1 protein-coding gene is annotated in these 1,309 nt (G+C 37.1%); it reads left to right on the forward strand.

What is annotated here, in order from left to right:
- Positions 1-101: 101 nt before the first annotated feature.
- Positions 102-1,268, forward strand: a complete 1,167-nt coding sequence (locus LD28_RS0110595; RefSeq protein WP_033136934.1) for a nucleotide sugar dehydrogenase — start codon at positions 102-104, stop codon at positions 1,266-1,268.
- Positions 1,269-1,309: the final 41 nt, after the last annotated feature.

Consider the following 1,309-nt stretch of genomic DNA (forward strand, 5'->3'; position numbering starts at 1 on the left):
ACTATAGCCTATCGCCCATCAATGAAGATAGAACAGGGTATACAGAATTTTGTTGAATGGTATCGCTCCTATTATAAAATTTTGGATGTAAAGGATCAATAATGAAAATTGCTGTTGTCGGTATAGGTTACGTTGGTTTATCTAATGCAATCTTGTTAGCTCAAAACCATCATGTGATTGCATTTGATATTAATCCAGAAAAAGTCTCCATGATTAACAGTCGACAGTCTCCAATTATCGATACTGATATCGATCTTTTTTTTAAAGAACGAACCTTGGATCTTACCGCAACGTTGGATAAATCAGCTGCTTATGAGAATGCTGACTATATTATAATTGCAACCCCCACTAATTATGATCCTGACACAAATTGTTTTGATACTGCCTCGGTAGAGTCAGTTATTTCTGATATCATGGGTATTAACCCAGCTTCTGTTATCGTAATAAAGTCTACTGTCCCTGTTGGTTTTACCTCTAAAATGCGGGTAATTCATAATTACGAAAATATTTTTTTCTCCCCCGAGTTTTTACGTGAAGGGCGAGCACTATACGACAACCTTTATCCATCACGCGTTATAGTGGGTGCCACAAGTGAGCATGCACGAGCATTTTCTGAGCTGATAATTGAGGGGGCATTAGAGAAGGATGTGCCAGTCATTTTTACCGAGAGTACGGAAGCTGAGGCGGTAAAATTATTTGCTAATACATATCTGGCGATGCGAATCGCATTTTTTAATGAGTTGGATACATATGCCCAAAAAAATAATCTAGAAACAAAGAATATTATTGATGGTGTTTGCCTTGATCCTCGTATTGGCCACTATTACAACAATCCATCTTTTGGCTATGGAGGGTATTGCTTGCCAAAAGACACCAAGCAACTTTTGGCAAATTTCAACCAAGTGCCCAGCAACTTGATTAGAGCAATTGTTGATGCTAATACAACGCGAAAAGATTTTATAGCTGATACTGTTATTGCTAATAATCCTAAGCGAGTTGGCATTTATCGACTAGTTATGAAGGCTGGTTCAGATAATTTTAGAGCATCGGCAATACAAGGTGTAATGAAAAGAATAAAGGCAAAAGGAATTGAGGTGGTTGTTTATGAACCTTCATTAAAAGAACCTGACTTCTTTCGCTCAAAGATCATCACTAATGTATCCGAGTTTAAAAATATGTGTGACATTATATTAGCTAACCGTATGCATCCTGAATTAGTCGATGTGATAGATAAGGTATATACGCGGGACATTTTTGGCTGCGATTAAAGTAGACTACATATTTTTAATTGCTGTGCTTTCATCAGACT

The sequence above is a fragment of the Aeromonas finlandensis genome (assembly GCF_000764645.1).
Taxonomy (GTDB): domain Bacteria; phylum Pseudomonadota; class Gammaproteobacteria; order Enterobacterales; family Aeromonadaceae; genus Aeromonas; species Aeromonas finlandensis.

Bases quoted from the DNA above. Each gene is read 5' to 3' on its own strand.
- LD28_RS0110595 (WP_033136934.1), top strand. From the start codon at position 102: ATGAAAATTGCTGTTGTCGGTATAGGTTACGTTGGTTTATCTAATGCA.